The organism is Planktotalea sp. (assembly GCF_965659345.1).
GTDB lineage: Bacteria > Pseudomonadota > Alphaproteobacteria > Rhodobacterales > Rhodobacteraceae > Planktotalea.
The window spans coordinates 255,099-279,551 of sequence record NZ_CBFHVK010000001.1 but is presented as its reverse complement, the minus strand read 5'-3'; the positions used below and the strand labels follow the sequence as shown (position 1 = coordinate 279,551).

Genomic DNA, 24,453 nt, shown 5'->3' with positions numbered 1-24,453 from the left:
AGCACGCTTCCACCGCCACGCAGATTTTGATGGGGGCGGCCCCATCGCGCACTGAATAGCTGCTAGATTTGCTCATCAGTCACTCGAGCAGGTTGCAGCATCTGAAACATTGGGCTCTCAACGGCCATTCGCTGCTTCACGGATGGATGTCCGCTCTAGTATGACAGTCTCCACGCATACTGATCGTCATACATAAAGCGCGCCTCAGCGTAGATCGATGGTAAGTCCATGACATGAAAAAGCCATCGCGGTCAGATACAAAATGCTCCCTGGTGACGCATGTGACGCTTTTTCCTAATGCACGGTCTATGGGGAAACAATTTATTCATTAGAATATATTTTTTTTGAATAGAGAGCGCAGTAAGAATATGCGTCACATGCGTCACCCTACCCGATAGCTGGTCACTCCGCACCCAGCCCTAGAGACTAATCAGGGAGCAGACATACCCATATCGATTGACGTAGAGCAGCGGTTTCAGGAGCTATGTCTTTCAACCGGACGCCTGCCCCATCTAGCAGACCTTTTGACGCGGCCAGCGCCTCTTCCAGACGAACATACACAGACATCCTCGTGATTACGGGGCCAGCCACTCGCCCATCCAACCGTTTTTACAGCTATAGCCTGCACGTCGATGGCGTTCTCCAAGCTGCACAAGGTCTATAAACAACATATTGCATTTCAAAACCGCAAAGCGTTCACGCTTACTCGGTTTTTCATAGGCATATACATCTGAAATGACGGTGCCCGGCGTTGGTTCAGTGCCATAAGAAACGCGCGACGCTGCTGGAATACGATCCCACTGCTCATCAACAGCTGACCCGGTCTGAATGTCTACAATTGCTATAACCCGAATTTGTAAATTCGCGCGTGGCAACCAAACGAGAAAAGCGGCTTTGGAGGAGTGTTTCAACGCAGCGACTTTGGCTGTAGCTATGTCAGTGTGGACCTCTAGCGTAGATAAAGATCTGGAAGCGCCTCGCAGCGCCACGGTACGCGCCTCGGGTGTTCCATCTGCAGCTACTGTTGCAAACGTGGGGTAGTGCGCTGGTGAACGGCTGTCTGCTACACCTCGTTGAAGGTGACACCATGCTTCATCAAGGACGGTAGTCAGATCGTTCGGGTCATCGTCCGCGTGTTTAGATAAACTGTTTGCCACCATCGATAACAAGCGTCTGACCTGAAGTGTATTTCGAAAGATCCGACGCGAGATAAAGAACACCACCGCTGATATCATCAACACCGCCGTTACGTTTAAGCGCTGCGCGATCGGCCCCGTAGTTTTTTGCATCCTCCATAAGGGTCATGCTGGCTTCAGTTAGCGTAATCCCAGGTGCGATAACGTTGGCACGTACATTGGCACTGCCAAGTTCCTTTGCCATCACGCGCGTCATCGCGATTACAGCTCCTTTTGAGGCGACGTAATGCATCCATTCTGGGGAACCCGAATAAACCGTCGCAGAAGCGATATTGATCACAGAGCCGCTACCGGAGGCTTTCAGCGCTTCTGAGGCGGCACGCGTCATCTGCCAGATACCTTTTACATTGACGGTTAGGACACGGTCCCATTCGTCTTCTTCCAATTGCTCAAATGGGGCGCGATTTAGAGTGCCGTAGAGCGCTGCGTTATTGACCAGTACATCCAATCCGCCGAATTCATTTATGGCTTGAGCGACGAGCATCTGGCAGCTTTCAGCCTTCGTCACGTCGAGCTTGCCCGAAATACACTTTCCATCAGCGGCGCTGATAAACTTCGCCGTTTGTGCAGCGCCAGATTCATCAATGTCCGCAGCAATCACATGCGCACCAGCGGCCGCAAGATCTTCACAAAATGCGCGTCCAAGACCGCCGGCTGCGCCTGTAACGATAACCCGCTTCCCGCTTAACTTCAGATCAGACATCAGTGAACTCCTTCATATATTCCCCTAACGCCTGCTCTGCACGGATTGCCGCGATATAGCCATTCGCCATCGCGCGCCCTGCATCGGTAAGCATGAAAGGCAATGAAACCGCCTCAAGGGTTTCGACATACTCCATAACAGAGATATCGTACCAGCCACGAATAATGCGCATCCCATGAGCTGTCGCACGCCAGCCTTTATCAGCATCTTTGACTATCGCATCATTGATCGAGCGCGCGGTTTTGTCGGTGTCATGCCCATCAATGATGGAAAGGACGGCTTCGACATCAATGTCAGAATTTCCATGAGACGTGATGATGTCACGCGCGATTTCTACGCCGTAAACTTCGTGATCACGCACCAGATCTTTACGCGTCGGATTCTTGCCAATTGCAAGCAAAAGCAAATCTGGGTCAATTTTTTTCCAGCCAACATCGTGCAGCAAAACAGCAGGCAAAACGATGTTTTCATCCGCTTCTGGAATCAGGTCTAGCAATGCTTTGGCAAGACCATAAGCAACAAGCGTGTGTTCGTCATTGTTGCGCACATCTAGGTAAGGGCGTGCCGCATCCCACATGGTGAGGTCTTGGTTACGTAGGAGTGAAACGCTCATTCGGGCACCTCATAACTGAGATATATGGTTTTGAATTCAAGGTAGCTTTCCACGCCCCAGCGCCCTTTTTCGCGGCCCATGCCACTTTGTTTGACACCCCCAAAGGGTGCGTAATGGGACGAGCGTTGAATGTCGTTGAGCCAGACCAAACCCGCCTCAAGCCCCTCGCAGAGCATAATACCCTTAGCCAGTTCACGGCAGAAGACAAAGCCAGCCAAGCCATACTCGCTATTGTTGGCGCGCTCTAAAGCTTCCTGTGCGCTATCGACCGCACAGATGCCGAGCACGGGGCCAAAAGTCTCGCTTTGTAGTACCAACATTTCGTCGGTCACATCGGCTAAGATCGTTGGTGGAAAGTAAAATCCCCCGTCATAACCAGCACCTGTCGCACGGCTTCCACCGCACAAAACCCTAGCGCCTTTATCACGTGCGTCTTCGCATTGGCGCACAGAATTAGCGAAGATCTTTTCGTTCACCATCGGACCAAGATCGCCCTGCCCGCCTGCTGGCGCGAGCGTAAGCGCACTTATCTTTGCCATTAACTTTTTAAGGAAGTCATCATAGACCGCACGCTCCACATAGATGCGATTAACACGGTAGCAGAATTGACCGGAATTCGCCGTTCCATGCCGCGCGATGGCGGTGGTGGCTTTATCGAGGTCCGCATCGGTGCAAACGATAGCGGGGCAATGTCCACCAAGTTCCAGCGTAACGCGTTTGACAGTGCCAGCCGCTGCAGCCGCAATGGCTTTGCCAGCGACACCGCCGCCCGTGAAGGCGATCTTGCGTGGAACGGGATGGTTCACAAGCGCTTCGCCGACGTCGATGCCCGATCCTGTCACGACGTTGAACGCGCCTTTAGGAAGTCCTGCTTTATGAAAGATCTCAGCCAGCAAAAGCGTCGAGGTCGGTGTATCCTCAGAGGGCTTAGCAACAATCGTACAGCCAGCGGTCAGCGCCGCACCAACTTTGAACATCAACAGCGTGATCGGAAAGTTAAACGGTGTGATCGCCACCACAACGCCAACAGGTTCGCGTGTGACAATGGTTTTCTCGCCCGCGCCCGTTGCAATCGGCATTTCGCCGTGCAGGCGCAGCCCTTCTTCGGTGTAGATATCAAGCAATGACGCAGAGCTATTGATCTCTGCGATGCAGCCAGCCAAAGGTCGCCCAAGTTCGCGGTGCAATGCAGCGCCAAGCTGATCTGCGTTGTCACGCATCGCCTTGACGCAAGCGTTCAAAATGCCAACACGCTGTGCCATTGTCTGCAAGCTCCACGACTTGAAAGCACCCTGCGCCGACTTGATTGCGATCTCCGCATCAGCCGCGCCCGCGCGTGGAACGGTATCAAAAATCTCGGAGGTGCTTGGATCTGTAACAGGATCCGTCGCTCCTGATTTCGCAGCGACCCAAGCGCCGTCAATGAACATTTCCATTAGGGATTTTCCTTAGAGTACATGTAATTTCAAAGCTTTGCGTGACGCTTCCAATGTCTCAACAGCAAAGGCGCTACCTGCGTCTGTCTCGAGCTTGTCGAGGCTTTTCACCAAGTGATCCGCATATTGATGTGGCGTATGCCCGAACCAGTCAGACGCAATCGCGATGCCCGGCACATCATAGCGCCAGAGCTTGTCTGCATCACGCACGATGCGATCATTCAGGTGATGTGGATCAGCGCGCGTGTCATGTCCGTCAATAATCTCGCAGACCGCTTCAATCACGTCTTGCGACCACCCAGTTTTCTTCAAGACCTCTGTCCCAAGCCGCACGCCTTCACGTTCATGCAAATAGCGGACATCAGACGTCAAGAAATTGTCGGAGCGAAAGCCTTGCTCAATAATATCGGTCTGATCAATCGAGTACCATCCGATGTCGTGCAGTAAAATCGCGAGCGAGCAGATGTCTGCATCAGCTTCCGGATGTACCGTAAGCAAACGCCGACACCAATCGAAAGACAGCGGAATATGCACATCGTTTTTGCGCGCCCGCATGTAAGGCTCAGCGCCGCGCCAGACAGGATCATATCGGGAAAGGTCGCTCATATCTGCCATCCAATTTGCAGCGCGCGAGGGAGAAAACGCGCGCTGCGTGTTGGGCTTAGTCGATGATTTCGACCGTGCCTTTGTTACCATCCACGCGCACTTTCATACCCGTTTTGATCTTGGTGCTGGCCTTACCCGTGCCTGTCACCGCTGGAAGCCCGTATTCACGACAGACAATCGCCGCATGGCTCATCATGCCACCAATGTCGGTCACGGCTGCGCTGATTTTGCCAAACACAGGAGCCCAAGACGGCGCTGTCACAGGCGTCACAAGGATCTCGCCCCTTTGCAACTGGCTCAATTCGTCGGGGCTACGCAGCACCCGCGCGATGCCCTCAACAACACCCGGTGACCCCGCCATACCACGAAGGCCATCTCCCTCATCATCGGCTGCGACCCAGCTTTCAACGGCTTCAGACGTGATGCCCCAGAGCATAATCGTAAAAGGTTCTGTAATCACCTCTGGCGGGTTGTTGAGCGCAGGGATCGGGGGCTCTGATTGGAGTGCTTTCACTATGCCTGCACGACGCTCGATTTCAGCAGGCCAAATTCCTGCACCATGGATTTCAGTGCCAATCGCCCAAGCTTGGGAATAGTCCCAAAGCACATCGCGCACTTCAGTCCGGTTGAGATAGAACATACCGTCCGCTTCAGGCCAGAAACCCTGATCTGAGAGCAATGCGCTCAGTTCCCGCATCTTGCGCCAGAACGTGCCAAGCGCCCAATGTTCAATGTAAAAGTTGTGATCCTCGACATAAGGAAACACAGTGCGCGCAAGGCCAAGCTTACCATCGAAAGCCTCTTGCGCGTCCTCGTCCATCATATCGCGGTACTCAGCTGTGATACGATCGCGCTCTTTAAGTAAAGCTTCGGTCGGGCGCATGATGTCGTCGCCATCTTTGAGCCGCTCGATGTAGTCGCGCACGTAGCCCATCGGGATATCGAGGTGGTCGATCCAGTATTTATCGGTGGAGTAAAACCCGTTGCCAGAGGTGAAGTTGAACCAAGGATCCTTTGCTCCTTCCCACTGTGCCAACCACTTGTCGCCACCGCTCGCCGCGCCAATCGCTGCCAGCGCTGCATCAACGTCGCCGGTGTTCACGGCGTCTTCAATACCAAGCTCAACAGACAGTTTCGCCAGCTTTTTCAGCTCATCATCTGGGCGGAATAATTCAGAGTCGACGCCCTGTACCATCTTGGCAATCGCCTGATCTGGAATTGAGGGAAATTGCTCTTTCACGAAACCAAAGAAGTCGAGGTAGGCCGCATAACCAAGGTTCAGGAATTCAAAGTGATACTGCCAAATCTTATAGCAAAGCTCGATGGATTTCTCGTAGCCTTCAAACAGATGGTTGGTGCTATCCAGACCGACGCCGCCTGTGACGACCTCTAGCTCTTCTTTTTCTGGAAGTGCTATGAAGTTGATATCATTCAGCTCATCAATCGCACCTTTGACTTTGATTTTCCAATCCGCCAGCAGCTGATCCCAGTTCATGAAATAGTGACCCGCGCGCTCCATAAAGATCGGCACGCGCGCTTCAATGTCTTCGGGGGCAACTGCGACGGGAGAGAAATAAACGTAGCCATTTAGAATGCGGTAATCGATGCCATTTGCAGGCGGGATCAACAAATGACGCGTGTTGTACTGGCCCAAACATTTGATCGCGAAATCAAGCATGATCGTGTCAAACGGTTTGAACGGTGTCGGCCAATGTTGCGAATTGCAGAACCAAAACTTGCCGTCCTCTTCGATCCGGCGCGCAGGGTTAAAGCGCGTGTAATAAGGATACAAATCTTGCCAGCCTTCGGCACCTTTGGGCGCTTTTAGGTCATAGGCACTTGGGAACATTGATGTTTTTGCGTCCATTGGTGATTTCCTCCAAGAAATATTCTTATTTTGCTTTTACTTTGCCCGCATATGGGTTGGTCAGCGTATTGGTGATGCTCGCCATGCCCAACGCGTAAGGGTTTTTCGGTTTTGTTTTGGCTTTTTGCGACCAGATCGTTTCCGGTCGGCTTTGCAGTGCGACCAGATTCTCACCATCCGGCAGATCCGCATCAATGGCCCATTCCACGTCCTGTGGGCACTTCTTTTGACGCTCCAATGACTTGGCAAGCATAGCAACAGCCAGCACCTCTTTATCGGTCAAGCTAGATGCTGTGTTGCGCGGGGCCTCGACGGGACGCTCAAGTGCTTCGCCTTTGGCGGCGTCGCCAACAAGTTCGATGTGTTTGTCGGATACAGTGCGATCTAGAATTTCTTCAAGCACCTTCTCGACGACGAAATTGTCAGGCGTAACAGTGCCAGAGACGACGGTTTCCCCAAGACCCCAAGCCGCATCGATTACGATCCGTGTGCGATCGCCCGTGTTCGGGTCAAGCGTCATCGCGACACCTGCGGCCTTGGCATTTACCATCTTTTGCACCGCGACGCTCATGAGCGTTTCTATGTGCGGGATATTATTCTTCTCGCGATATGCAATCGCACGCGCCGTGAACAATGACGCCCAACAATCGCGAACCTTATCAATAACGTTATCCGCACCAACCACCCAAAGGTAGGTATCCTGCTGACCCGCGAAGGACGCATCAGGCAGATCTTCTGCCGTCGCAGAGGAGCGTACCGCAACAGGCAAATCTTGTCCCATCGCATCATATGCGTCGCGAATAGCTTGCTCGACCCGCTCGGGTAAATGATGCGAGCGAAAGCGCACTTGGATCGCTTCCGCGAGTGTATCAAGGGCTGCGAAATCTTCGACGTCAATGTTATTGAGACGGTTTTCCAGTTCAGCACGTAAGCCTGTCTCATCGAGCATCGCTAAATAGGCGTCCGTTGTCACCGCATAACCTGGTGGTACGGCAACACCTGCATTGGTCATATCACCAAGCGAAGCGCATTTGCCGCCGACGCGATTGAAATCATTTTCGCTGATTTGATCAAACGGAAGTGTGTAAAGATTGCTCATGGTTTACCCTTGCGGCTTAATGATCAGCTTATCAGGCACTCTGAAAGAAATGCTTGGAAGGTAGTTTATCGGATGGCCTCCTGCGAGGCGCAGATTGGGGAAGCGCCGCGTAAGTTCGCGCAGCGTGATGCCGAATTCCAGTTTGGCGAGCTGGAAGCCAATGCAGAAATGGATACCGTAACCAAAGCTCAGGTGCGTGCGCGCATTACCGCGCTCGATGTCGAATGCCTCTCCATCCGGATAGACATCTTCATCGCGATTGCCTGCACCCATGATAACCAAAATATTCGCACCTGCTGGGATATCTACACCGCCAATTTGAGTGTCTTTCTTGGCCAAGCGGCGCCAAGACACGATTGAAGGTGCATAACGCAGGATCTCTTCGGTTGCGCCACGAATCTTGCCCGGATCAGCACAAAGTGCGTCCCACGAGCTGCGGTTCTCCATCAGCACCTTGAGCGAGTTTGCCATTAACGTGGTCGTTGTTTCGTGCCCCGCAAAGAGCACAGAATACATCACTCCTGCGATTTCTTCATCGGTGATATCCGCACCATCCGCTTGCGCGCGCACCATATCGCTTGGGAAATCATCACCAAGCTCGGCTTTACGCGCCGCAACCAGCGCGCGGCAATAGTTCCAATAATCCACCATCCCTTGCGCATGCGGGATTTGGTCATCGCCCTTCAAATTGCCCCAAGTCAGCAAAGCACGACTGGTCGCCCAATCTTTAACTTTGTCCACATCCTTATCTGGGATTCCCATCAGTGTGAACAACACCAAGGCAGGCACGGGATAAGCAACCTCGCGAAAGAAATCGACTTCATCCTGCCCCTCAAGCTTGTCCAAATGACGCGCTACGATCGCTTCGATCTGAGGCTCAATCGCTTTGAAACGGCGCGGGCTAAAGGCCGTCTGCGCAACTTTGCGGATACGAGTGTGTGTCGGCGGTGTGCGTGCCGAAAGGCCGGAGGTGAATCCACCTTCTTTAACTATTTTCTTAGCTGCATCATCCAAAGACGTGACCGGGGATTGGGCATTTTCAGACGAGAAGGTTTCCCAGTCGTCATAGACTGACTTGATGTCTTCATAGCGCGACACAACCCAGTAACCGGTCTCTTCGTGGAAGAAAACGGGTGCCTCGCTTTGAAAGGTTTTCCAATCAGCATGCGGTGCGCTTAGATCGTATGGATCGTATCCTCCAACAGGGCAGATCGTTTTTTGCACGTTCATCGATTTTCCTCCCACACACCTAAATTAGCGACTGGTCTTTAACCGTACGGCTCTTTCTTTGGTTTTTCTTTGGTGGGTCAATAAGGGTAGAAAATCAGGCTAACGTAGTGCGCACTTTAGAAGGCTAAGCGTTTGTAAAGTTTGTAAAATGCAGTGCCTTCGATATCCGATTCACGTTGATCCGATGCTGACAAAAATTGCTCATACTGACGATCTATTGCTTCGAATCTGCCTTGCGCATGCAAAACACGCATTGTTTCCATATTCGTCGATTCATTGGCCATATCAATGCTGAGGGCACGGTGGCATTTCTCTAATGCTTCATCGACAAGACCCTCGCTGCGCAAAACTGTAGACATATCGCGCAGCAGTTTCAGAGCCATCTGACGCAGCCAACGACGCCTTGGACGACACCAGTCTTCTAGATCGTTGTGGGTATACTCGATCGGCAGATCTTCAAAAAGATCACCCTGATATTGCTGCTCCGCAGCGCGGTAGATGCGTAAAGCTCCTGTTGGATCATCTTGCTTTGCAAGCGCGAGACCACGACGGCAGCCTTGCTCAAACGCCGAGATATCCGTCCAACTGCCTTGCGGCGCATTTAGCCGATAATACTCGCCCGCGCGCAGGACAGAAGATTTATCCCCTAGCGCTTTGCGAAGCATTGCAACAGCGTGGTGCAAGCGCGCGCGCTTTCGTGTCTCGTCCGCTTGATCGGGCCAAATGAGTTCACCGATCCGATCTGCTTGCACCCCACTTTCACCGCTCAATAAGAGATAACAAAACAACGCTCGCGTCTTGTGTGCCGCACCTCCGGGCGTCGTCCACTCAACCTGCTCACCGTTTTTATAAACGCGCAACCGCCCGAGACATCGGATTTGCCAGCGATCCGATTTTCGGTCCGCAAGGTCAATTTGGGGACTGTTATCGAGCCACATCGGGCTGGCACCACGCGCATGTCCACGATCATCAGGATCAAGAATTTGCAAACCCGCATGATCCGGAACCACGCGACCAAGCAAGAATCCAAGTTGTTCATCGGCACCTGCGCTTTGTCGCAAGCGTGTGGGAAGCCAAAACGGGTTTTTATAGATGCCAGACGGCGCAAGGAATTGCTGATGCCCTCGCAAGGCAAGTTGCATTTGGGTCTCTAGCAAATGTGTGTGGTTATAGACCGAAATGACACGGTATAGACTTGTTTCAACAAGTTGCTCGACCACGCTGCTCCATGTTTCAAGTGCGTTTTTTGCATCAAAGTGTGCGAAAAACCAACCCATGTCGACAATAAAAACCGCTTTGCCTGACTGGCCAGAAATCATCTTCTCCAAGGCTACAACAATGGATTGGGAATCGAGCAAGTCATTGCTTAATGCCGCTTCAGAAAAAAGAATTGGGGGCTTTGGGTACAGGGCCTCTAAAAAGTACCCGTTGTCAGAGACTTTAAACACAACCGCTTCGGTCTCTAAGACGCTCAACGCCGTTTCCAGACCTTCGCGCTCTGACAGGTCTGCGAAAAAGGCCGCATCTTTCAGATTTATTACTCTGCTCATGTGTTTTTCTCCCAGTCGCGAAACTTCATACCAAAGAAAAACCAAAGAAATAGCAATAAGCTTTTCGATAGGAGACCGTGCGTCTCATTTGGGAGGAATCATGGACGCCTTTGACTACGTGATCGTAGGAGCCGGATCATCCGGCGCTGTGCTGGCCAATCGGCTGAGCGCTGACCCAAAAATTTCTGTGTGCTTGATTGAGGCTGGCGGCAAAGGTCGTTCGCCCTTGGTGACGACGCCACTCGGAGTGATGCTGTTGCCGCGGCTTTCAAGTTTCAACTGGCAGTTCAATTCAATACCACAGACAGCCTTAAACAAACGCGTGATTGGCATTCCACGTGGCAAAGCTTTGGGCGGATCGTCCGCGATCAACGGCATGGTCTATATTCGCGGACACCGCGATGACTATGATGATTGGGCGAGCAATGGTTGCACAGGTTGGGGATTCGACGAAGTTCTGCCCTACTTCAAAAAGTCAGAGGCAAACGCGAACACCGACCTTGATAACGAGTTTCATGGCCGCGATGGCCCCTTATCCGTCACAGAGCAACGTACACCCAACCCGATGGATCACGCATTTGTCGAAGCAGCAGGCCAATTACAGATGGGTTACTGTGCTGACTTTAATGTTGCTGCACCAGAAGGCGTTGGGATCTATCAAGTTACCCAAAAAGACGGGCGACGTCACTCAACAAGCGCTGCGTTCTTGCAAGGTATTGATGCCCGCCCGAACCTCAAGATCGAAACAGGAGCTTATGTTGAACGGATCAAGACTAACGAAGATGGTGGAGCAGTCACCTTGCGCCGGCCAGATGGGCAGCCAATAACCATTCATGCTTCCGGAGAAATCATTTTGTCAGCAGGCGCGATAGGGTCGCCTGACATATTGCTTCGCTCCGGCATTGGTGCGGGTGCCGAACTTCGCAATGCTGGCACTGAAGTTGTGAATGATCTGAGCGGTGTTGGGCAAAACCTGCACGATCATGTGGATGTCATGGTGATCTCAAAAAGTCGTTCGATCACGCCCTATGGCGTTTCTGTCAAAGCACTGCCAAAACTTGCAGGCGCAGTGCTCAAGTGGACTTTTGCGCGTCGCGGGATGCTTTCGTCTAACATGGTTGAAGCAGGAGGCTTTGTGCGCTCCGGTCCTGCCGAGACACGTCCCGACATACAGTTTCACTTGATCCCCGGCCGTAAGAGTCTGAGAGGGAAATTGATCGAATATGGTCATGGTGTTTCGCTTCATACATGTGTTTTGCAACCTAAAAGTCGTGGTGCGATCACGCGTAAAGATCCAGATGGACCCGCGCAGATAGACTTGGGTCTTCTCACTCATGAAGATGACGTGGCGCGTCTTTTGCGTGGCGTGAAGCTTGCCCGCGAGATCCTCGCGCAAGGCCCGATGAGCGCGCATGGCTTGAGCGAATTGCTTCCTGGCCCTGACGCACAATCCGACGCTCAGCTTATCGACTTTATCCGGGCCGAAGCGCGCACAGTTTATCACCCTGTCGGCACCTGCGCGATGGGCACTGGCCAAAGCGCCGTCGTTGACCCCCGTCTTCGCGTTCACGGCTCACCGCGCCTGCGGGTCGTGGACGCATCCATCATGCCCAAGATTGTCAGCGGTAACACCAACGCTCCTGCAATCATGATCGCTGAAAAGGCGGCTGATATGATCTTGGAGGATCGCAAAGCCGCTTAAACGTGTCCGTCGTCAGGTTTTTTGGGGCCAATTGCAGCTTAAACTAAGAGGGAGTTAGGCTCATCTTGTTGGTTAGATTATGCGGCGTGCGGGCGGTGATGCAAGCGCCGTGTTTCGAGTGTCTTAAGTTTGATCCTTTCGCGTTGCTTTAGAATGGCTAAGTCGCGGCCGAAGTAGACATCGGCGGGTGTGACGTTGTTGATGCTCTCGTGGTAACGCTGGTGATTGTAGTGATCGACGAGGTCATAAGGCAGACCACTTGAAAGGCGCAAGCTCACACCAGCAGCACGCAGCCGCGCGTGTGCAGGCGCGCGTGGCATAGACTTTATCCCAAATCAAACATCATACTAAAGTTCGGCGTTCATAGGGTGTATAATTGGGGGGATAAAAACACACATGAATTTCTCATGTTGTTGTAAACAATGATAATTTCAGGATTGAGTGGTGCCCCCACACGGACTCGAACCGCGGACCTATTGATTACAAATCAATTGCTCTACCAGCTGAGCTATAGGGGCACTGCGGATGCGAATACAAAGACAAACGCGCGCTCGCAAGAGGGTATTTCACAAAAATGCAAAAAAGTTTTAGCGACTGGATCGTGCAAGCAACGCAACGGCGCAAAGTCCGACAATTATAACTAAAATTGCAGCAGGTGCGGCATCGCCAAGGTTCTCGAGGCTCGCTTGCTCATACACACGTGTGGCCAATGTGTCATAGTTGAATGGGCGCAAGAGCAAAGTCGCGGGAAGCTCTTTCACGCAATCCACAAACACCAACAACAATGAGGACAACACAGATGCACGGATCAAGGGAAGATAGACCGCGCTGAGCACCTGCCCTTTCGTGCGTCCTAAAGATCGCGCTGCCATTGGTAAGCTTGGTGATACGCGCCCCATCGCGGCATCTGCGGCCCCCTGAGCGATTGCAAAGAAGCGCACGCAATAGGCTAGGATCAATGCAAAGGCTGATCCGGTTAGTAACAAACCAAAGTCGCGTCCTGTGAGCGCTTCCAAGCCATCTGCAAGCGCGTGATCCAAAATTGCGAGCGGGATAAGGATGCCAACGGCCAAAACTGCGCCTGGTGCGGCATAACCAATGCTTGTCACCGGCATCAACAAGCGCGGCAGAGCGCGGTCAGACAGGCGCACACCGTAAACCATGAAAAGGCCAAGGCTCACTGTGACGAGCGCAGCACTCCCCGCCACTGTCAACGTGTTCAGCAACGCACTTAGCAATGCAGGATCCTGCCAGCGGTCAGCATTGTCGACTGCATGATGCAAGATAACACTGGCTGGCAAAACGAAGCCAATGGCAAAAGGCAAAGCACAAGCAAAGAATGCTACGAAAGAGCGCCAACCCAAAAGACGCGTCTTGGGGGTACCACGGTGGCTTCGTCCCAAGGAAAAGAAGCGGCTGCGACGGCGAGAGAGCTTTTCAAGCGTCACAAGCAACACCACAAGCAATAGAACTGTACTTGCGATCTGCGCAGCCCCGCCAGCATTATTACTCTCTAGCCATACGCTAAAAATACCTGTGGTCAGCGTTTGAACGGAAAAGTAATCTACGGTGCCAAAATCATTGACGGTTTCCATCATGACAATCGCGGTTCCCGCAGCAATCGCAGGGCGCGCCATGGGCAGACCTATCCGGAAAAAGCGCGCGAACGCCCCTGCCCCAAGGGAGCGCGCAACTTCTTCGCCACTGCTCGATTGTTCGCGAAAGGCAGCGCGCGCGATCAGATAGACGTAGGGAAACAAAGACGCGCTCAACACTAGGATCGCAGCCCCAACAGAGCGCACTTCAGGGAACCAATAGTCGCGCGAATTGCGCCAGCCAAACATCTCACGCAGGCTTGTCTGAACGGGACCCGCGTATTCTAGGAAATCAACCAGGGCATAAGCCCCGACGTAGGCTGGAATCGCCAAAGGCAACAACAACACCCATTCCAGCCAGCGCGCCCCGAAAAACTGGTAGCGCACAATCATCCAAGCTGTCCCTGTCCCGACAATGGCTGAGATTGCACCGACGCTCACCATCAAGATCAATGTGTTCTTCAAATAACGAGGCAACGTGGTGGATAGCAGATGCGGCCAGATGTTTTCGCTTGGAAAGAAGGCAATCCAGATCACCGACAAAATCGGCAGAACGACGATCAGCGCAATCAAGAGCGCGCCAAGCGACCAAAAGCTTGGAAACGACGCGCGTTTCGGAGGGGTAGAGATATCAATCTGGCTCATGCGGCGACTTGTGCCGGAAATCGGTTTAACTGTCCAGAAAAGCGCCTATAGTGCGACATCAAAGCAGTTTATCGAATAGCAGGCACTGATGCAGGTCATACTCCACGCGGGCGCCCATTGTACGGACGACGGCAAACTTCTCAAATCGCTGTTCAAAAACAGGGACGCGTTTCAACAGCGTGGCATCGCTTTGCCTAAACCACGCCATTACCGTCAATTGCTCAGCGCCACGGTCAAGGCGCTCTCTAAACGCTCGGCGGGGCCGGATTCGCGCATGGCATTTCTAGATGCAATCTTGGACACAGACGCGACCGATGTGGACCGCGTCATTATGCATAGCGAAAACTTCTTTTGCGTCCCAAAGCTGGGCTTTCACAAAGGGCGTATCTATCCACATGCTGGATCACGTCTTGGCCTAATGACGCATCTATTTGCCGAGGATGAGGTGGAGCTCTTTCTGAGCATCCGCAACCCAGCGACACATTTGCCAGCTATGTATGCTGCAACGCCTCATACGCAGTTTGTCGAATTTCTCGATGGCGCTGACCCGCGTGACATCTATTGGTCAGACCTGATCACATCGATCAGACAAGAAGCGCCCAATGTGCCAATCACGGTTTGGAGCAATGAAGACACGCCTTTGATCTGGAGCGAGCTTATCCGCGAGATCGCCGGACTTGCCGCGAATGAACCTATCCTTGGTGGACACGACTTACTGTCGGAAATCATGAGCGCAGAAGGCATGACGCGCTTTGAGAGCTATCTTGAGAGCCATCCCGACATGACAGAAGTCCAAACGCGCCGCGTGATCACAGCGTTTCTCGATAAGTTTGCAATTGATGATATGGTGGAGGAAGAAGTCGATCTACCGGGCTGGACTGAACCATTGGTAGATCAACTCACAGAGCAATACGAAGAAGACATTTTCGAGATTAGCCGCATTCCTGGCGTGACGTTCTTAAGCCCGTAAGTCCCAAAAGCGTCACGCAACAAAGCTTTAATCGGGTGCCGACGCTTAAGAGTGCATTCCAAGCGCTTCTTTATACATCTCGAGCACCGCTTCTTCTTCGGCAATATCGTCTGGCTCGCGCTTGCGCAAAGCAATGACCTTGCGAATGACTTTGGTGTCATAACCACGGCCCTTTGCCTCTGCCATCACCTCTTTTTGCTGCTCAGCGAGGTCTTTCTTTTCCTGATCCAAGCGCTCAAGACGCTCGATAAACTGGCGCAATTCATCTGCGGTGACGCGGTAGCTGGAATCGCTGGTTACATCTGACATGGGGCACTCCGCTGGTGTGTGTTGTATGGATTGCCCTGTCCCTAGCGCCCTGCCCTCAGGGCTGCAAGGGCTTGCGAGCACGACATCCACAGGTTAGGCGATGCAACGTATAGAAAGCGTAAAGGAATGAGCGATGGATGGCTTGATTTGGTCTGGCGCGGCTGTGTCACTATTGGGATTGATTGGGCTGATCCTAAGCATCATCCGTGTGCAGCGCGCGCGCAAAGCGAACCTGAGCGATGAGGAGCTGCGTTTGGCAGTACAAAAAGTGTTGCCGCTTAATCTCGGATCACTGTTTTTATCAGTCATCGGCTTGATGATGGTGATTGTTGGCATTTTCCTCGGTTAAATTCTTGCCTGAGAGTGCATGCAAACCCATATCTAACCTATGTTGAAATTTGCCCCAATTTTGTTGGCCGTCATATACGGCCTTGCGATGTACCGCTTCTCTGTGTGGCGCACGGGTCGCGAGCTTGATCAGCAATCAAGCGAACTTGCTGATCCAAAGCTACAGCCGATTATGAATTCGCTTGCCAAAGCGCTTGATCTGCCGCGGGTGCGCGTGAACATTTACGAGATTGATCCGGTGAACGGTCTTGCTGCGCCTGATGGGCGCATCTTTATCACACGTGGCTTTTACAAAAAATTTCTGGATGGTGATGTCACGGGCGAAGAACTCGCCTCTGTTATCGCCCATGAACTTGGGCATGTTGCCTTGGGGCACTCACGCCGCAGAATGATCGACTTTTCGGGACAAAATGCGCTGCGCACAGCGCTTGCGATGGTCATCGGACGTTTCATCCCGGGCGTTGGCCCATGGATAGCAAATATGCTTACGTCTTTGCTCGCAGCACGCCTGTCGCGCGGCGATGAATACGAAGCAGATGCTTATGCGGCTGCGCTTTTGACCAAAGCAGGTTTAGGTGTCGCCCCGCAAATTTCGCTTTTTCGCAAGTTGGATGCGCTTACGCAAAGCCAAGCGGGCCGCGCACCTGCTTGGTTGTTAAGCCACCCTAAAACAGATGATCGCATTTCAGCGCTTGAGAAGTTGGAAGCACGCTGGAGCTAAGCAACTTAAAACAAGCGCGGGTTACGCCTGCGACAGAGCTTTGCCCAACCTCGGCATTCGCGCTTTTTTCATCAAGCTTTTTAGGGTCCACTCTTTCCCTGAAAACGCATTTGCCTTGGCAAGGACACTTTGAGCAACTGGTATTACTTTATCAGGCGATGCTTGCCAAATGCCGAGCAAGTAAGTGTCAGGATTAACCCGCGAGAGGCCCTCTTCGGCCAAAACATCGCTTGGAAAGTCTTTATTGTTCAGCGTCACGATCCCATCCGCGCCAGCAAGAGCCGCAGCTGCTATGACGTGAATGTCAGACGGATCTGGCAACCAAAACCGTGCCTCTTGATCGGCATTGTAGCGCACGACAGCGTTGGGAAAGGCAACGTTTAGAAAGACCGCCTCGCTCATTGCGTCTTGCGCGGCACCCTCGCCGTGCTTGACCGACGCACGGCGCCATTCTTCGAAAATACGTTCTGACCAAAGCGGCTCAAACGCACCTGCTTTCGCAACCCCTATCAACATCTCGCGTATAACCGTTGGATACAAAACGCATGTGTCGAGCAGAAGTTTCACAGACGATAAAACAGCGCTTTGAGGTATCCGCTTTCTGCCAATTGCGGCATAAGCGGATGATCTGGCCCTGCAAAGCCTGTGTGAATAAGCGAACCTGCGCGCTCTGAACGGCCAATCCCACGCGTGCATGCAAACCGGAATTTTCCAAGGTCTGCCGCGTGCGAGCATGAGCACAACACAAGATATCCACCCTCTTTCACCAAAGGTGCCGCCAGTTTTGCCAAACGCTCATAAGCGCGCAAACCGACTTCGAGCTTGGCCTTGCTCGGCGCAAAGGCTGGTGGATCACAGATCACAACATCATATTGCGCGCCCTCTGAGCCAAGCGCTTCAAGCACGTCAAACGCATCGCCTTTACGGGTCGCAAAACGCGCGCTCAATCCTGCGTCTTTGGCGCCCTGCTCTGCCAACGCCAGCGCAGGAGCAGAGCCATCAACGCAAAGCGCCGATTTCGCACCTCCTGCAAGGGCTGCCAAACCAAAGCCGCCCACATGGGAGAAAACGTCCAACACATCAGCGCCTTCGCTCAAACGTGCAGCAAACGCGTGGTTGGGGCGTTGATCATAAAATAGCCCAGTCTTTTGTCCGCCTGTCAGATCGGCAGCATAAGACGCACCATTCATCGGAACCATGATCGCTTCCTCAGGCGCATTGCCCAAAAGCACAGCGTTTTCGTCGTCCAACCCTTCTAGAGAGCGCGTGCGACCCGCAGCGTTCTTTAAGATCGTCGAAACACCCGTCACCTCTTTTAGCGCCGCAGTGAGCGGCTCAAGCAATGTTTCAAGCCAAGCCGCATTGGGTTGCACAACAAGCGCGTCCCGGAAGCGATCTACAACAAGACCAGGAAGCCCATCAGCCTCGGCATGGATCAAACGATAAAACGGCTGATCAAACAAACGCTGACGTAATTCCAAAGCGCGACTGATTTTACGTTCGAACCAAACTTGATCAATCACCACCGTTACGTCGCGCTCGATCATGCGCGCAGTGATGCGCGACAGGGGATTGGCCGCGACCAGCCCCATCGGCCGGCGCTCTGCATCTTCCAGCACAGCAATCGTACCGGGAGTCAGGTTTTTGGAGCGGCGATCAAGCACGAGCTCATTATCATAAACCCAAGGGGCGCCGTGGCGGATCGCACGGGCGTTGGCTTTGGGTTTCAGGCGAAGGACGGGAAAAGGGGACGCTGTCATAGCGCCCCCTTACCGAACTGATTGGCTCGTGAAAAGGATCAGTTGCGATTTAGCGCAACAAAGAAACCTCGGTTTTCGTCCTTATAGCCCTCTGGTTCAGCAAGCTCTGCAGCAATAACGCCAGTCAAGAAGGTCGTGATACGGAATTTTTGCGTGTTACCGAGCTTGTCAGCCTGAATGGCTTCCGTGCCGCGCAATGCATCAAGATTGGTTACGACATGCTCGACGGGGCGAACAGTCGCGCCAGTAACCGGATCACGCAGCGTGACGTAGAAGTTGATGTTGTGGACACCACCTGTGCTGTAACGCGCTTTTTCGGTCAGGCCGTGAAAACGTGTAAGTTGGATATGCATGTGCACATCGCGTGACCCATTAAGTTTTGCCGCGGCCTGTTCGGCACTGTCTTTCAAGATAGCTTCAACTTGTGCGTGACGATCACCAAACAGGTCACCACGCCAGACAATGTCGCCGTTCGGATAATAGCTGTTCTTTTCAGACACCGTCAAAGTCTTGGGCACGTTCACTGTTATACCTGTGACGTTCAGGTCTGGAATATATAGGTTGTCGCCAGACTTCTTAGCAACGCTTGCCGCTGGCTGCGTCAAAGCACTAGGCTCTAACGGTGCTGCGCTTACAGCGTTACGGGTTGTGGCTTGTGGACCAGCGCAAGCTGATACGGCGACTGCGGCCAAAGCCAGCATTGCAAAGCGAAGTTTTTTCATCTCGTTCTCCCGACCTTTCTGGCCTTGGTTTTGTACTTTTCTGCAACCAGTAGATGGTAGCGAAGCGAGGCGAAAATGGGGCAATGCCGTGTCCGACACGTGATCTTTGCGTGGTCAAAACATTGAAATTGTGACCCGATAAGTTTGATTTGAGCACGTCAAAAAAATTAATAAAATACACATTAGCTCACTCGACGTTAGCGCTAACAACGTATATAGAATTGGCAAATTGCACCCCTACGGGCACGAACCTCATCCTAGGATACTGATCACCATGAGCCTGCACACGACCATATCTGACGTCACCGACCGTATTTTGGAGCGCTCTGATGCTCGACGCTCCAAATACATAAGCCATATGCGTGCCGCCGCAGCGGAAGGTCCACGCCGGGCACATTTGACCTGTGGTAACCAAGCACATGCCTACGCGGCAATGGGGGAAGATCAGCAAACACTGGCTGAAACCCCTGCCCCCAACCTTGGGATCGTCACGGCTTTCAACGACATGCTGTCTGCCCATCAACCGTTTGAAGCATATCCTGCGATCCTAAAAGAAGCAGCGAAAGCTGCGGGCGGCACTGCGCAAGTCGCAGGCGGTGTTCCAGCAATGTGTGACGGCGTCACGCAAGGGCAAACAGGGATGGAGTTGTCACTTTTCTCACGCGACGTGATCGCACTCGCAGCGGGCATTGGATTGTCACATAACACATTTGATGCGGCGGCCTATTTGGGCGTCTGTGACAAAATCGTGCCCGGTTTGATTATCGCGGCTGCAACCTTCGGTTACATTCCAGGGATTTTTGTTCCCGCTGGACCGATGCAGTCTGGCCTGCCGAACGATGAAAAAGCGCGCGTGCGCAATGAATTTGCACAAGGTAAAGTCGATCGCGCCGCGCTGATGAAAGCGGAAATGGCCTCTTATCACTCTGCTGGTACATGCACATTCTATGGCACCGCCAACTCCAACCAGATGTTGATGGAGTTTATGGGGCTACATCTTCCCGGTTCTTCTTTCGTTAATCCCGGCACTGAATTGCGCGATGCTTTGACACGCGAAGCCGCGACTCGCGCGCTGGCGATCACAGCACTTGGCAATGATTACCGTCCCGTCTGTGATATCTTGGATGCAAAAGCCTTCGTAAACGGTATCGTCGGATTGATGGCGACGGGGGGCTCGACCAACCTTGTGTTGCACTTGCCTGCCATGGCGCGCGCAGCTGGTGTTGATCTACGCCTTGAGGATTTCGATGCGATTTCATCCGTCGTGCCGCTTATGGCGAAAGTCTATCCAAACGGTTTAGCAGATGTGAACCACTTCCATGCGGCAGGTGGTCTGCCCTATATGATCGGTCGTTTGCTCGACGCGGGTCTTTTGCATGAAGACGTAAAAACTGTCGCAGGCGACGGTCTTGGCCTACACGCGCAAGAGCCTGCCCTTGATGGTGGTTCGTTGATTTTCCGCGATGGCGCACAGGAAAGCGCGAATGACAAAATTCTGCGCCCTGCGCATGATCCCTTCCAAGCCAGCGGTGGTTTGAAGCAACTCAAAGGCAATCTGGGCCACGGTATGATGAAAGTCTCCGCCGTCGCACCTGAAAGCCATGTCGTAGAAGCCCCTGCCCGCGTGTTCCAAAGTCAGGACGAGGTAAAAGAGGCGTTTAAAGCTGGTGAGTTCACGTCTGATCTGGTGATCGTTGTGCGTTTCCAAGGACCAAAAGCTAATGGCATGCCCGAGCTTCACGGTCTCACCCCTGCTTTGCAAGTCACAATGCAGCGCGGCATCAACGTCGCTCTTGTTACAGATGGGCGTATGTCTGGCGCATCTGGCAAAGTCCCGTCGTGCATTCACGTCAGCCCAGAAGCGGCTGCAGGTGGTCCGCTGTCACGGATTGAGGACGGTGATATCATCCGTGTCGATGCTGTGAACGGCACGCTTGAATGCCTCACCAAAGGTGCGCTTGATCGCGCCCCTGCCACGCCAGACCTAAGCCACAACGGCAATGGGGTTGGTCGCGAATTGTTTGATGTCTTCCGCCAGACTGTTGGCACCGCCGATACTGGCGCAGGCGTCGTCGTATAAGGAACGCATGATATGATCACTCCACAACAAGCCAGCGCAAGCGCGTTGGAAATTTGCCAACTCGCGCCCATCGTGCCTGTTTTGGTTGTCGAAGACGCGTCCATCGCGCAGGACTTGGCGCGCGCGCTGGTCGCTGGTGGCTTGCCCGCATTGGAAGTCACGCTGCGCACGGATGCTGCATTGGACGTCATCAGCGAAATGGCAAAGGTCGAAGGCGGCGTTGTCGGTGCAGGGACATTGCTCACACCTGAAGATGTCACAGCAGCCGTTGCCGCTGGTGCGAAGTTTGGTGTTTCCCCCGGTGCAACGGATCTCCTGCTCGATGCCTGCGAAGCCGCAGATCTACCGCTGCTACCTGGTGCGGCAACTGCCTCTGAAGCGATGCGTCTACTGGAGCGCGGCTACACGGTACAAAAGTTCTTCCCGGCGGAAGCGTCTGGCGGTGCGGCGGCACTCAAAGCCATTGGCTCACCTATTCCACAAATCCGGTTTTGCCCGACAGGTGGCGTAAGCCCCAAGAACGCAAGTGACTATCTAAGCTTGCCAAACACGGTCTGCGCAGGCGGTAGCTGGGTCTGTCCAAAAGATCTGATCGACGCGCGCGATTGGGCTGGGATCGAAGCACTTGCGAAAGCCGCCTCAACGCTTAGCGTGTAACAAAAAAGGGGAGTTCGACATGCGCAAAATCATCTGGATGTCGGACCCCCACTTCCAACACAATGGCACATATAAGGGTCATGATCCACGTGTGAGAATGGAGCGCGCGATCAAGCACGTGAACACGCATCATGCCGATGCTGATTTCGCAATCCTCTCTGGTGATCTTGTGGGAGATGAGCTGGAGCAGAATTACGCAGACCTCGCGCATTATCTGTCAAAATCCAAAGTTCCCGTTCATGCAATGATGGGCAATCATGATGACCGTGCGCTCTTGCGCAAACATCTTGGCGTGCCGAGCAGTGCTATGAGGGACTTCGTTCAATACGCGATTGAGGGCGCAGATGAGACGATCATCTGTCTTGATACCCATAAGGAAAACGCGCAGTCTGGCACCATGTGCCAGACGCGGCTTGACTGGTTGTCTGAAACACTCACACGCCTTGCTGACAAACCCGCCTATATCTTCATGCATCATCCACCGCTTGCGCTGCATTTGCCACCACTCGATGACAGTAATCTTGAAGACAGCGACGCGTTTCTTGACGTGATCAGCGCGCATAACAACGTGAAGCATTTGTTCATGGGCCACGTTCACCGCGCCACGACGGGCATCATCAGGGGCATCCCCTTCGCGAGTATGAATGCGCTGTCGTTTCAATCGCCACCGCCGCGACCTGCATGGGACTGGGACACGTTCAATCCCGCGCATGAAGCGCCGCAATACGGCGTGCTACACATTCAGGCTGACAGCGTTGTGCTGCAATACACCCAGTTCTGCGAGTTTAGCGATGGGTATTCTGGTTAAGCATCCGCATCTCCCAAACGCAGCTTGAAAACCGCATAGATCAACAACAACACGCAAGCCCCTGACGCCAAGACAAACGGCGCGCGCAAGGCGGTTTCGCGCCCAATGTCATTCTCTAAGAGCGCAACAACGGCACCACCAGCCAATGCACCTAGCGGCATGGAGCCCCATCCGAAAAAACGGTAGATGCTGTTCACGCGGCCCAAAAGCGCGCTTGGGATGCGCCGTTGACGCCAAGATACAGTGATCACATTCCACAGCATCGACCCTGCCATGACGGTGAACAGCGCGATTGGCATCACCACAGGATGTGAACTTACCCCAATGCTGCCATAGCCAATCACCCATGCTGCGATGGAAAGATAAAGACACATCTGCACACCAAACATCTTCGTCAAACGCGGTGCTAACAAGCTGCCTGTGATTGCACCGCATGCCGCCACTGATAGGATCAAACCATAGCTTGCGGCAGACAACCCGAGCACATCTTGCGCAAATAAGACCTGCACAGTGATCGTCGCCGTCGCGATGAAATTCGCGATACCCAGCACAATCGCCAAACGCAGCAAATCCTTGTCACCGCGCATAAAGGCGATCCCTTGCAACAATGCGTCCTTAAACCCTTGGCTTTCACGCAGCTGCGGTGGCAGCGTGATCAGCCAGACCAAACCCGCCGCGATCACCAACATCGCCACATCAATTCCAAACGGCACTGCAATCCCCGTTGCAATCAACATACCTGCAAGGGGTGGTCCTATGAACTGGCCTGTAAGCTGCTCAGTGCTCCAAAGTTGGCCATTGGCGACCTCAAGGTCTTTCTTATCAACGATTGACGGCAGGATCGTTTGCGCCGCGTTGTCGCGCAGCACCTCTGCAGAGCCGAGCAAAAACGCCAAACCCGCCAAAAGCCAGATCGCGCTGGCCGTGGGCACATTCAATGCGAGCAACAAAATCGCAAACACAATAGCCGCACGCAGCAAATCCGCACGCGCGATAAGTTTTCGTTGATCACTGCGATCAATAATCACCCCCGCGGGCAAAGCAAACAACAGCCAAGGCACCCGCCCCGCCGCAGCAACGGCACCGATTGCAACAGGGTCGCGTGTCATCAACGTTGCCAGCCAAGGCAGCGCGAGAACAATCAAACCATCGCCAAGGTTGGTGAGCGCGCCTGCGCTAAAGAGCAGTCGGTAGTTGCGATTACGCAATATCAGAGCGGAAGGCATAGCAATCTCATGCAAAGGAACGCCTTCAGCATGCGCCGCGCTAAACGCGGCGTCAAATAGATCGGTCGTACAGAGTTTAGTTGATCAGATCACTGGCCGAAAAGCCGCCAACATTACTCAAAAGCTTTTTGATGAAGCTCACATCTTGGCCATTTCGTGTGATGCGCCGCGCCAACGGCACGACAGTTCCATCCTCAAGCGTATATCTGCCGATGTTGTCGACAATCCCACCCTCCGAAAAGCTGATGGCCACGACTTGGCGTTCGATGACTTCGGGTTTTTGCCAAGCAAAATGCTTTACACGACTACGGACATAATAATATCCGCCGTCATTTAGCACACCTGATGACGATGGTGTTCCCACCAATTCAGCCACGCTATCGCGCGTATCAACACCGACTGCGATCTGGGATAAGTCTTCTTCTAGAGGGACATAGCCATGATTGCGAAAGCTCGCGGTACACGCCGCCAAAGAAGCGCATAGCACAACTGCCACGCTGATTTTACGTATCTTGCCTGCATATTGCATGAGGTGCCCTCTTGTCTTGGCTTGCTCTGCCTTGTTATCTCGATACGACACGAACGCTCGACGTTCAAGAAAGGAAAATCT

The 24,453-nt window shown here is 53.2% G+C and carries 23 protein-coding genes, 1 tRNA gene and 1 pseudogene; 7 read left to right on the top strand and 18 right to left on the bottom strand.

The genetic code is table 11. From position 1 onward, the window contains the following. Nucleotides 1–575: 575 nt before the first annotated feature. The 9 genes from ACTG3Z_RS01445 to ACTG3Z_RS01405 form a co-directional block, all read right to left on the bottom strand. The gene (locus tag ACTG3Z_RS01445; protein ID WP_439140868.1) at nucleotides 576–1,160 is read right to left on the bottom strand and encodes a pyridoxamine 5'-phosphate oxidase; all 585 of its coding nucleotides are present in this window, start codon (nucleotides 1,158–1,160) and stop codon (nucleotides 576–578) included. Beyond that, nucleotides 1,138–1,899: an SDR family NAD(P)-dependent oxidoreductase gene (locus ACTG3Z_RS01440; RefSeq protein WP_375267440.1), complete on the bottom strand. Its 762-nt coding sequence runs from the start codon at nucleotides 1,897–1,899 to the stop codon at nucleotides 1,138–1,140. The genes ACTG3Z_RS01445 and ACTG3Z_RS01440 overlap by 23 nt, the downstream gene beginning before the upstream one ends. Continuing rightward, entirely contained in the window at nucleotides 1,892–2,512 is a 621-nt protein-coding gene (locus tag ACTG3Z_RS01435; protein WP_375267441.1) for an HD domain-containing protein, read from the bottom strand. The genes ACTG3Z_RS01440 and ACTG3Z_RS01435 overlap by 8 nt, the downstream gene beginning before the upstream one ends. Further along, nucleotides 2,509–3,948, bottom strand: a complete 1,440-nt coding sequence (locus ACTG3Z_RS01430; RefSeq protein ID WP_375267442.1) for an aldehyde dehydrogenase family protein — start codon at nucleotides 3,946–3,948, stop codon at nucleotides 2,509–2,511. The genes ACTG3Z_RS01435 and ACTG3Z_RS01430 overlap by 4 nt, the downstream gene beginning before the upstream one ends. Before the next feature lie 12 nt (nucleotides 3,949–3,960). Then, on the bottom strand, nucleotides 3,961–4,554 hold the full coding sequence (locus tag ACTG3Z_RS01425; protein ID WP_375267443.1) for an HD domain-containing protein: 594 nt from the start codon (nucleotides 4,552–4,554) through the stop codon (nucleotides 3,961–3,963). 55 nt (nucleotides 4,555–4,609) lie between these two features. Continuing rightward, nucleotides 4,610–6,421, bottom strand: a complete 1,812-nt coding sequence (locus ACTG3Z_RS01420) for a PEP-utilizing enzyme (protein WP_439140867.1) — start codon at nucleotides 6,419–6,421, stop codon at nucleotides 4,610–4,612. Between the two features lie 25 nt (nucleotides 6,422–6,446). Beyond that, nucleotides 6,447–7,520: a PEP/pyruvate-binding domain-containing protein gene (locus tag ACTG3Z_RS01415; RefSeq protein WP_375267192.1), complete on the bottom strand. Its 1,074-nt coding sequence runs from the start codon at nucleotides 7,518–7,520 to the stop codon at nucleotides 6,447–6,449. 3 nt (nucleotides 7,521–7,523) lie between these two features. Further along, nucleotides 7,524–8,750, bottom strand: a complete 1,227-nt coding sequence (locus tag ACTG3Z_RS01410) for a cytochrome P450 (protein WP_375267191.1) — start codon at nucleotides 8,748–8,750, stop codon at nucleotides 7,524–7,526. 116 nt (nucleotides 8,751–8,866) lie between these two features. Beyond that, nucleotides 8,867–10,300, bottom strand: a complete 1,434-nt coding sequence (locus ACTG3Z_RS01405) for an AfsR/SARP family transcriptional regulator (protein ID WP_375267190.1) — start codon at nucleotides 10,298–10,300, stop codon at nucleotides 8,867–8,869. Between the two features lie 100 nt (nucleotides 10,301–10,400). On the opposite strand from ACTG3Z_RS01405, the gene ACTG3Z_RS01400 reads away from it, so the two are divergent. Next, nucleotides 10,401–12,002 (top strand): GMC family oxidoreductase, encoded by a 1,602-nt coding sequence (locus ACTG3Z_RS01400; protein ID WP_375267189.1) that lies wholly within the window; start codon nucleotides 10,401–10,403, stop codon nucleotides 12,000–12,002. A gap of 77 nt (nucleotides 12,003–12,079) precedes the next feature. On the opposite strand, the pseudogene ACTG3Z_RS01395 reads toward ACTG3Z_RS01400, so the two are convergent. The 3 genes and pseudogenes from ACTG3Z_RS01395 to ACTG3Z_RS01385 form a co-directional block, all read right to left on the bottom strand. Next, nucleotides 12,080–12,241, bottom strand: a pseudogene (locus ACTG3Z_RS01395) (IS3 family transposase); the annotation flags it as partial. Between the two features lie 203 nt (nucleotides 12,242–12,444). Beyond that, a tRNA-Thr gene (locus tag ACTG3Z_RS01390) sits at nucleotides 12,445–12,520 on the bottom strand. Between the two features lie 69 nt (nucleotides 12,521–12,589). Beyond that, on the bottom strand, nucleotides 12,590–14,242 hold the full coding sequence (locus ACTG3Z_RS01385; RefSeq protein WP_439140866.1) for an ABC transporter permease: 1,653 nt from the start codon (nucleotides 14,240–14,242) through the stop codon (nucleotides 12,590–12,592). Between the two features lie 88 nt (nucleotides 14,243–14,330). On the opposite strand from ACTG3Z_RS01385, the gene ACTG3Z_RS01380 reads away from it, so the two are divergent. Continuing rightward, nucleotides 14,331–15,212, top strand: coding sequence for a hypothetical protein (locus tag ACTG3Z_RS01380; RefSeq protein WP_439140865.1), 882 nt, complete (start codon nucleotides 14,331–14,333; stop codon nucleotides 15,210–15,212). Between the two features lie 45 nt (nucleotides 15,213–15,257). Here ACTG3Z_RS01380 and ACTG3Z_RS01375 read toward each other — a convergent pair whose 3' ends face one another. Continuing rightward, nucleotides 15,258–15,521, bottom strand: coding sequence for a DUF2312 domain-containing protein (locus ACTG3Z_RS01375; RefSeq protein ID WP_375267368.1), 264 nt, complete (start codon nucleotides 15,519–15,521; stop codon nucleotides 15,258–15,260). Between the two features lie 133 nt (nucleotides 15,522–15,654). On the opposite strand from ACTG3Z_RS01375, the gene ACTG3Z_RS01370 reads away from it, so the two are divergent. Together ACTG3Z_RS01370 and ACTG3Z_RS01365 are read left to right on the top strand one after the other, a co-directional pair. Next, on the top strand, nucleotides 15,655–15,870 hold the full coding sequence (locus ACTG3Z_RS01370; RefSeq protein WP_439140864.1) for a hypothetical protein: 216 nt from the start codon (nucleotides 15,655–15,657) through the stop codon (nucleotides 15,868–15,870). A 39-nt stretch (nucleotides 15,871–15,909) separates the two neighbouring features. Continuing rightward, the gene (locus tag ACTG3Z_RS01365) at nucleotides 15,910–16,590 is read left to right on the top strand and encodes a M48 family metalloprotease (RefSeq protein ID WP_439140863.1); all 681 of its coding nucleotides are present in this window, start codon (nucleotides 15,910–15,912) and stop codon (nucleotides 16,588–16,590) included. Nucleotides 16,591–16,611: 21 nt separating this feature from the next. Here the strand turns inward: ACTG3Z_RS01365 and ACTG3Z_RS01360 are convergent, their stop codons facing one another. From ACTG3Z_RS01360 to ACTG3Z_RS01350, 3 genes are read right to left on the bottom strand one after another with little or no spacing between them, the layout of a single operon-like run. After that, complete coding sequence (locus ACTG3Z_RS01360) at nucleotides 16,612–17,157, bottom strand: RSP_2648 family PIN domain-containing protein (protein WP_439140862.1); 546 nt, start codon at nucleotides 17,155–17,157, stop codon at nucleotides 16,612–16,614. Beyond that, nucleotides 17,154–18,350 carry an RSP_2647 family RNA methyltransferase gene (locus ACTG3Z_RS01355; RefSeq protein WP_439140861.1) on the bottom strand — a complete coding sequence of 399 codons (1,197 nt, stop codon included), beginning with the start codon at nucleotides 18,348–18,350 and terminating at the stop codon, nucleotides 17,154–17,156. The genes ACTG3Z_RS01360 and ACTG3Z_RS01355 overlap by 4 nt, the downstream gene beginning before the upstream one ends. 38 nt (nucleotides 18,351–18,388) lie before the next feature. Continuing rightward, nucleotides 18,389–19,072, bottom strand: coding sequence for a DUF6778 family protein (locus tag ACTG3Z_RS01350; RefSeq protein WP_439140860.1), 684 nt, complete (start codon nucleotides 19,070–19,072; stop codon nucleotides 18,389–18,391). Nucleotides 19,073–19,346: 274 nt separating this feature from the next. Here ACTG3Z_RS01350 and edd point away from each other — a divergent pair, with 274 nt between their 5' ends. Genes edd through ACTG3Z_RS01335 form a run of 3 tightly spaced genes read left to right on the top strand, consistent with a single transcriptional unit; the run spans nucleotide 19,347 to nucleotide 22,617 of the window. Further along, entirely contained in the window at nucleotides 19,347–21,152 is a 1,806-nt protein-coding gene (gene edd / locus ACTG3Z_RS01345; RefSeq protein ID WP_439140859.1) for a phosphogluconate dehydratase, read from the top strand. A 12-nt stretch (nucleotides 21,153–21,164) separates the two neighbouring features. Further along, nucleotides 21,165–21,809, top strand: a complete 645-nt coding sequence (gene eda, locus ACTG3Z_RS01340) for a bifunctional 4-hydroxy-2-oxoglutarate aldolase/2-dehydro-3-deoxy-phosphogluconate aldolase (RefSeq protein ID WP_439140858.1) — start codon at nucleotides 21,165–21,167, stop codon at nucleotides 21,807–21,809. Nucleotides 21,810–21,828: 19 nt separating this feature from the next. Then, nucleotides 21,829–22,617: a metallophosphoesterase gene (locus ACTG3Z_RS01335; protein ID WP_439140857.1), complete on the top strand. Its 789-nt coding sequence runs from the start codon at nucleotides 21,829–21,831 to the stop codon at nucleotides 22,615–22,617. Here ACTG3Z_RS01335 and ACTG3Z_RS01330 read toward each other — a convergent pair. Together ACTG3Z_RS01330 and ACTG3Z_RS01325 are read right to left on the bottom strand one after the other, a co-directional pair. Further along, on the bottom strand, nucleotides 22,614–23,843 hold the full coding sequence (locus tag ACTG3Z_RS01330; RefSeq protein ID WP_439140856.1) for an MFS transporter: 1,230 nt from the start codon (nucleotides 23,841–23,843) through the stop codon (nucleotides 22,614–22,616). The genes ACTG3Z_RS01335 and ACTG3Z_RS01330 overlap by 4 nt on opposite strands. Nucleotides 23,844–23,919: 76 nt before the next feature. Then, complete coding sequence (locus ACTG3Z_RS01325; RefSeq protein ID WP_439140855.1) at nucleotides 23,920–24,372, bottom strand: outer membrane protein assembly factor BamE; 453 nt, start codon at nucleotides 24,370–24,372, stop codon at nucleotides 23,920–23,922. Between the last annotated feature and the right edge of the window lie 81 nt (nucleotides 24,373–24,453).